The sequence below is a fragment of the Methylobacillus sp. MM3 genome (genome assembly GCF_001645185.1).
Taxonomy (GTDB): Bacteria; Pseudomonadota; Gammaproteobacteria; order Burkholderiales; family Methylophilaceae; genus MM2.
Genome location: NZ_LXTQ01000042.1, coordinates 1 through 392, shown reverse-complemented (window position 1 = coordinate 392; position 392 = coordinate 1). Strand labels below are relative to the sequence as shown.

Genomic DNA, 392 nt, shown 5'->3' with positions numbered 1-392 from the left:
CGTTAACGTCGGTACTATCGGCCACGTTGACCATGGTAAAACAACGCTGACCGCTGCAATCACTACCGTACTGGCTAAAACCTACGGCGGTGCTGCTCGCGCATTCGACCAGATCGATAACGCGCCGGAAGAAAAAGCTCGTGGTATCACCATCAACACTTCTCACGTTGAATACGACACCCCGACCCGTCACTACGCACCCGTAGACTGCCCGGGGCACGCCGACTATGTTAAAAACATGATCACCGGTGCTGCGCAGATGGACGGCGCGATCCTGGTAGTTGCTGCGACTGACGGCCCGATGCCGCAGACTCGTGAGCACATCCTGCTGGGTCGTCAGGTAGGCGTTCCGTACATCATCGTGTTCCTGAACAAATGCGACATGGTTGATG

At 56.1% G+C, this 392-nt stretch carries 1 protein-coding gene; it reads left to right on the top strand.

Annotation, left to right across the window (positions count from 1 at the left end; genetic code table 11):
- Nucleotides 1-392: GTP-binding protein (locus tag A7976_RS11840; RefSeq protein ID WP_082878114.1), on the top strand; the 392-nt coding region annotated here is incomplete at both ends.